Consider the following 6690-nt stretch of genomic DNA (forward strand, 5'->3'; position numbering starts at 1 on the left):
CTGGAAAAATACGGCTATGAGTTCGAGACCGAGTTCGAGGTCGAGAGCTATCTGAAGTACAACGGCCACAAATTCACGCGACGCTTCGACGCCAACAGCTATCTGTACATCACCAAAGCGATGGACTACTTCGACCTGGCGCAGCCGACCGGCTCGCTGGCGGCGGCGTTCGCCAACGCCACGCACATCAAGTTTTTGGTGATCAGCTTCACCAGCGACTGGCTCTATCCCAGCTACCACAGCAAGGAGCTGGTCAGCGCGCTCACGGCCGTCGGCGCCGACGTCACCTATCTGGACGTCAAGAGCAGTTGGGGGCACGACGCCTTCCTGCTCGAGGTTGACACCATGACCCACCTGGTCGGCAGCTTTCTCGACCGACTCGTGCGCGAGGAGCAGGTGGCCCCACCGGTCGGCTACACGCCGCGCAACCGCCTGCTTTCTACGTCGCCCGACGCACGGCTGCGCACACAACTGGCTGAAACCCTCGCATGAGCGCGCAAGTCCAGACTGTCTCCGCCGAGGAGACAAAACAGACGCCCCTGCGCCCCGACTTGCTCGCCATCGCCGACCTGGTGAAGCCGGGCTGGCGCGTGCTTGATCTCGGCTGCGGCGACGGCGCGCTGCTCGAGTATCTGCGCGACCACAAACAGGTGAAAGGCCGCGGCATAGAGCTGAGCGAAAGCGGCGTGCTGGCGTGCGTGCGCCGCGGGTTGAGCGTGCGCCAGGGCAATCTACAGGAAGGGCTGGCCGACTATCCGGATCAGAGCTTCGACGCCGTCATCCTCAGCCAAACGCTGCCGTTCCTCGACGACCCGGCGATGATTTTGAACGAGATGCTGCGCGTGGGGCGCATCGCCATCGTCAGCTTCTCCAACTGGGGACATTGGCGCTGCCGGCTGGAGCTGCTCTTCACCGGACGCATGCCGGTCGCCGTCGATCTGCCGCAGCAATGGTATGAAAGCCCGCGGCGTCAGCCCTTCACTGTGACCGATTTTGCGCGCTTTTGTCGCCAGATCGGGGTGTTCATCGACCAGCAGATCTATTTGAACCGCGGCGCTCGCATTCGCACCGGACGCTTCAAGAATCTGCTTTCGACGACGGCGGTCTTTACGCTGCAGAAGGTTCATCCCCGATAGCGAAGCGTTTCGCCTTCGCGCCCGAGCCGCCGAATCTTCCTCTACGGTCGGCGCTCCAGCCATGTCTCCAGCACAAGCCCGACGGCGCCCAGGGTCTCTGCGCTGATCTTGTCCAGCGTGTCGGCGAGCGTGGCGCGGTAGGGGTAATCGGCGCCGATCAGGTCCGCCGTAGGAACGCCGACGCTGGCGAAGGCAAACGTAGCGGTGGTCGGCGTCGTGCGCGTTTGATCGGGGAAGCGGGCGCCGAGTTGCAGATCGGCGGCGACGCGCCAGATGGCGCGGCTCAGCGACTCATCTGCGCCGTCGTTGCGGAAGAAGCGCTGAGCGACGGCGCCCGCCTGCTCTACGCCGACAACGTAGCGAGGGGAGGCGCAGCGCGGCACGCTGTTCGGCAAACTTTCCACAAAAAGCTGACTGCCGATGTGGCCGTCCCATCCTGGCAGTCCGGCGTTGCTTTCGGCGTCGAAAAAGGCGAGACAGACGGTGTGCTGAGCGCTTTCGAGATCGAGCGTGCGCGCCAGTTCTAGCAGGATCGCCGCGCCGGAGGCGCCGGCGTTGGCGCCTGGCGTGGGCCGTTGACGTTGCGCAGGGTCAGGGTCAGCGTCGGCGGCCAGGCGGGTGTCGTAAGGCGTCGCCAGAAGGATCACGGGCGCGCCGGGCCGCGAGGCAGGGCTGCGCACGGCGATGATATTGCGGCCCTGGATTTGCTCGTTGATGGTGAACGGCTGAATCACGACATCCCATCCAAACATGCGCAGCTGCTCCACCAGCCAGTCGCCCATGCGCAGGCTGGCCTCCGTGCCGGTGACGCGCGGGCCGAATTCGAGCTGACGGGCTACGTGGGCAAGCGCTTTTTCGCCGGAAAAGGCTTCGTTGACGACGTCCGGACGCAGCAAACCGTAGGCAAGGTAGCCGAAAAAGCCGATTGCCGCCAGCAGGGCGGTGATCAAGACCAGCTCGATGGAGTAGGCGCGCAGTCGTTGCATGGGCAGGTTTGACCGAGCTATCCGGCGTTGCGCTCGCGCGAGCGGAAAATCAGCTTGATAGGCGTTCCCTCGAAGGGATAGTAGGCGCGGATGCGATTTTCCAGATAGCGCTCGTAAGAGAAGTGAACGAGGTCCTTATCGTTGACGAAAATGACGAAGGTGGGTGGATCGTTGCCGACCTGGGAGCCGTAATAGATGCGCAGCGCGCGCCCCTGGCGCACCGGAATTTGAGTCGAATCGTAGGCCTCGGAAAGAATCTGGTTGACCTCGCTGGTGGACAGGCGATGGCGCCGCGCCGCAGCGACGCGCAGCGCCGTCGGCAGCACGGTGTGGACCCGCTGGCGGGTCTTGGCGCTGATGAAGAGCACGGGCACGTAGGGCATGAAATTGAGCTGCTCGCGCACGGCGTTGGTGTATTCGACCATGGTGTGGCTGTCTTTTTCGACCGCGTCCCATTTGTTGATGACGACCACAACGCTTTTGTAGCGCTCCAGCACATAGCCGGCGATATGCGCATCCTGCGCCGTGACGCCCTCCTGTGCGTCGATCAGCAGCAGGGCGACGTCGGCGCGGTCGATGGCGCGCATGCTGCGCAGCACGCTGTACTGTTCGATGCCCTGCTCGATGCGACCGCGGCGGCGAATGCCGGCGGTGTCGATCAGGGTGATGCGCTGCCCCTCGCAGGTGATCTCCATGTCGATCGGGTCGCGCGTGGTGCCGGGCGTTTCGCTGACGATCGAGCGCTCCTGACCGACCAACGCATTGAGCAAACTGCTCTTGCCGACGTTCGGTCTGCCGACGATGGCGACGCCGATCGTCTCTTGCTCCTCTTCCTCCGCAGGGTAGGCGGGCAACACCTTCACCACCTCGTCGAGCAGGTCGGCGACGCCCTCGCCGTGATAGGCGCTGATCGGGTAGGGTTCGCCCAGCCCGAGCGCCCAGAATTCGACGGCGTTCTGGCGAACCTGCTGACTTTCGGCTTTGTTGACGGCCAGAAAGACCGGCTTGTTGCTGTGGCGCAGGACGGCGGCAATCTCTTCATCGGTGGCGGTCAGACCGCTGCGGCCATCGACGATCATGATGATGGCGTCGGCCTCGTCGATGGCGAGCTGCGCCTGATTCTGGACGGAGGCGATGAGCGAATCCGATGAGGCGGCAGTCTGCGCTTCGCTGCGGCCGGCGCGCATCGCTTCAGGCGCCTCCAAACCGCCGGTGTCGATCACGATGAAGCCGACCCCGTTCCAGTCGCTTTCGCCGTAGATGCGATCGCGCGTCGTGCCGGGTTCGTCTTCCACGATCGCCACCGGTCGACCGATCAGACGATTGAATAACGTCGATTTGCCCACATTGGGGCGTCCAACCAGAGCAACGACGGGTTTGCGGTCTCGCATGCGTTTCCTTTCCGATCGATCCAGAGCCGTCTGCGCCTATGATGGCTCACGGCGTCGGCGTGGCGGCGGGCGACGGCTGAACTGACGCAGGCGTCGGCGACGCAATGGCGGAGGTCGCCGTCGCCTCCACGTTTGGAATTTGCGGCGCGCCGGCGCCGCTTTCCGCGTTTTGCGCTTTGATGGTGACCTCGACGGTCTCCGGGATGACGGCGTTGCGCTCGATGCCGTTCGGGACGACGATCACGGGCTCGACAATGTGCGTGCCGGGCACCAACCCGGTCAGGTCGAGGATGGCAAAGACGTCATCTTCGTTCATCGATTCCAACAAGGGGATCGGGCCGCTCAGGATGACGTCCACTTCACTCAGCGCGGGCTCGGCGATCAACCCCGGCCCCAGGCCGCGCACGATCAGCGGCTCGGAGACGGTGAGGCCGCCCACGATCGGAGAGATGCCGGCGGTCGCCATCACGAAGTCGCCGTCGAACGAGGTGACGCCTTCGGGAAGGAGCAAGGAGACCCGTTTGCGCACGTCGGCGGTTGCGCCGGTGAGGTCGAGCGGTTCGGTCTCCACAAAGCCGGGCACCTGGGCAAGAAGGTCGGGATCGCCCTGCAGGACGACCGTGGAAGGCTCGGCGCGCACGGCGCTGAGGCGGTAGCCGGGCGCGGGCGAGCCGGTCAACTTCACGCGCACCGCCACCTCCTTGCGGCCTGGCCATTGCTCCACCGGCACGACGACCTGCACCTTGCCCGGCGCAGCCACCTCGACGCGTTCGACCGGACGGTTCTGGGCGTCCACAGGCACGAGCGGCAGCGTGCGCTCCACCTGACTTTTCGCCCCGCGCAGGAAGACTTCAGCGCGGGCGCGCACCACCTGTTCAACCTGGGACGCCGGACCGCGCACGGTCACCGTCATCGGCGTATAGATCGGCGACTGCCAGTCATACCCAAAGGCGGCGCTGTCCATGATCTCCACCTGGACGGGGACTTCTTTCTCGGCGCGGCGGTCGATGGTGACGGTGTACTCCGGTCGATGCACCTCCAACACCGTCACCTGCGGGTCTCTGCGCGTGACGCGAACGCTGACATTGTGTTCGCCGACCCCCAGGCCGGTCAGGTCCAACACGGCGCGAAAGTCGCTGGCGCGCATGGTGTTCCAAGACGAGCGCGGGGCTCGCAGCTCGAGAATCACCGTCTCCCCACTCAGGTCTTGCACCAGCTCCAGCCCTTCGCCCAGGCCGACAACCGTCAGAGGGATGGGCGTGTCGAACTGTTGGACGATCAGGGGGTTCTCCTGGTTGATGGCGATCAGCCAGACTACGATGGCCAGCAGCGCTGAAACAAACAACGTCCCAAGGTCGGCGATATGGAATGAGGGGCGGCGTCGCGTGCGCACGGATGCAGGCGCGCCGGCTCCTGGGAATGCGGCTGCCTGCCGCTGTTGCTCTGCAACTTGCTCGGGCGCATGGCTGTGTCCATGCGTCGGTTTTTGCTCTGTCATTCTCTGCGCACCTGTTTCTCTGCAAGCGCTGGGTCTCCAGCCTGTCAGAGCCAAGGGAAGGCGTCCCCTCATCCATATCGACGCCCCAAGCGTTCCGGCGCCTCAGTCCGTAAGCGTGTTTGAGTAATAGTCGCTCAAGATGCTGCGCAGGCGATTGCTGTCGACCCGCACGATGCGGCCGTTGCGCGCTACGGAGATGCGCCCCGTTTCTTCGGAGACGACGATCACCAATGCGTCGGACTGCTCTGTGACGCCGATGGCCGCCCGATGTCGCGTGCCCATCTGCGTGTCGGCCAGCTCGCGATCCGTCAAAGGCAACACACAGGAGGCGGCCAGCAGCCGATCGCGGCGCACCACCACTGCCCCATCGTGCAAAGGGGTGTTCGGGTAAAAGATCGTGTTCAGCAGTTCGGACGACACTTCCGCATCCAACAACACCCCGCTATCGACGATCTCGGCCAGGCCGGTGACGCCCTCAAAGACGATCAAAGCGCCGTGACGCCGCTGGGAGAGCCATTCGACCGACTTGACGAACTCTGCGATCAGGCTCTGCACCTCGCTCGTATCCCCGCGCCGCATCCATAACGGCGCGGAGCGCCCAATGCGTTCCAGGGCGCGGCGCAGCTCCGGCTGAAAGATCACCGGAATGGCGAAGAGCACCATCGGCGCGGTGGTGCGCATCAACCAGTTGAAAGCCGGCAGGTCAATGGTCTGCCCCAGGATGGCGAAAATGATGATGAAGAGCAACACCCCGCGCACAAGCTGCACCGCCCGCGTGCCGCGAAAGAGCCGGAAGATGCCGTAGAAGATCAGCGTCACCAGGGCGACGTCGAGCAGGCTCTGCCATGAAGAAAGTCGACTGAGGGAGGCGAAAACGTCCGTCATACAATCCTATTTCAAAGGAATGTTGCCGAGCAGATGCGCCAACAGCGCCTTCTGCGCATGCAGCCGGTTGTGCGCCTGTGGAAAGAGCACGCTGTTGGGGCCGTCGGCGACCGCGTCTGTAATTTCTTCCCCGCGATGTGCAGGCAGACAATGCATGACCAAGACGTCGTTGTTGCCGGTGCGCGCCACCAGATCGCGATTGACCTGGTAGGGCGGAAAGACGCGCAGGCGCTCCTCGCGCTCGCTCTCCTGCCCCATGCTCGTCCACACATCGGTGTAGAGCACGTCGACGCCCGCCACGCCGTCCAGGTCTTCGGTGACCATAACGTCGGCGTTCGACTCGGCCACGACCCTGGGGTCCGGCGCATATCCTTTGGGGGAAATAATGCGCACATTCATGCCGACCTTGCCCGCCGCCATGATCAGGCTGGCCGCAACGTTGTTGCTGCCGTCGCCGACGAAGGCGAGCGTCAACCCTTCGAGTTTTCCTAACCGTTCCCAGATGGTGAAGACGTCGGCGAGCGCCTGGCAGGGATGGCTGAAGTCGCTCAGCCCATTGATCACCGGCACGGTGGCCCATTGCGCCAGCTGAACGATGTGACTGTGGTCGAAGACGCGCGCCATGATGCCGTCGCAGTAGCCGCTCAACACGCGTGCGACGTCGGCGATGCTCTCTCGTTGCCCCAGCCCGACTTCCTGAGGGCTGAGATAGAAGGCGTAGCCGCCCAACTGCACCATACCCATCTCGAAGCTGACGCGCGTGCGCAGGCTCGGCTTTTGAAAGAGCAACGCCA

At 64.1% G+C, this 6690-nt stretch carries 6 protein-coding genes and 1 pseudogene; 2 read left to right on the forward strand and 5 right to left on the reverse strand.

Annotation, left to right across the window (positions count from 1 at the left end; translation table 11 throughout):
- Both metX and metW read left to right on the forward strand, forming a co-directional pair.
- Positions 1-492 (forward strand): annotated as a pseudogene (gene metX / locus Q0367_RS04695) (homoserine O-acetyltransferase); the annotation flags it as partial.
- Entirely contained in the window at positions 489-1136 is a 648-nt protein-coding gene (gene metW / locus Q0367_RS04700) for a methionine biosynthesis protein MetW (RefSeq protein ID WP_298981110.1), read from the forward strand. The pseudogene metX and the gene metW, both read left to right, overlap by 4 nt.
- Positions 1137-1177: 41 nt before the next feature.
- Here metW and Q0367_RS04705 read toward each other — a convergent pair whose 3' ends face one another.
- The 5 genes from Q0367_RS04705 to argF all read right to left on the reverse strand — a co-directional run.
- Entirely contained in the window at positions 1178-2122 is a 945-nt protein-coding gene (locus Q0367_RS04705) for a M28 family peptidase (RefSeq protein WP_298981111.1), read from the reverse strand.
- A gap of 17 nt (positions 2123-2139) precedes the next feature.
- Positions 2140-3513, reverse strand: a complete 1374-nt coding sequence (gene der / locus Q0367_RS04710; RefSeq protein WP_297638255.1) for a ribosome biogenesis GTPase Der — start codon at positions 3511-3513, stop codon at positions 2140-2142.
- Between the two features lie 46 nt (positions 3514-3559).
- Positions 3560-5011 (reverse strand): YbbR-like domain-containing protein, encoded by a 1452-nt coding sequence (locus tag Q0367_RS04715; RefSeq protein WP_297638252.1) that lies wholly within the window; start codon positions 5009-5011, stop codon positions 3560-3562.
- Positions 5012-5113: 102 nt separating this feature from the next.
- Entirely contained in the window at positions 5114-5896 is a 783-nt protein-coding gene (gene cdaA / locus Q0367_RS04720; protein ID WP_297638249.1) for a diadenylate cyclase CdaA, read from the reverse strand.
- 6 nt (positions 5897-5902) lie between these two features.
- A partial coding sequence (gene argF, locus Q0367_RS04725; RefSeq protein WP_298981112.1) for an ornithine carbamoyltransferase occupies positions 5903-6690 on the reverse strand: 788 nt, incomplete at its 5' end.

It is taken from the genome of uncultured Caldilinea sp. (genome assembly GCF_937128415.1).
Lineage (GTDB): Bacteria > Chloroflexota > Anaerolineae > Caldilineales > Caldilineaceae > Caldilinea.

Bases quoted from the DNA above. Each gene is read 5' to 3' on its own strand.
- metW (WP_298981110.1), top strand. From the start codon at position 489: ATGAGCGCGCAAGTCCAGACTGTCTCCGCCGAGGAGACAAAACAGACG.
- Q0367_RS04705 (WP_298981111.1), bottom strand. From the start codon at position 2,122: ATGCAACGACTGCGCGCCTACTCCATCGAGCTGGTCTTGATCACCGCC.
- Q0367_RS04715 (WP_297638252.1), bottom strand. From the start codon at position 5,011: ATGACAGAGCAAAAACCGACGCATGGACACAGCCATGCGCCCGAGCAA.
- der (WP_297638255.1), bottom strand. From the start codon at position 3,513: ATGCGAGACCGCAAACCCGTCGTTGCTCTGGTTGGACGCCCCAATGTG.
- cdaA (WP_297638249.1), bottom strand. From the start codon at position 5,896: ATGACGGACGTTTTCGCCTCCCTCAGTCGACTTTCTTCATGGCAGAGC.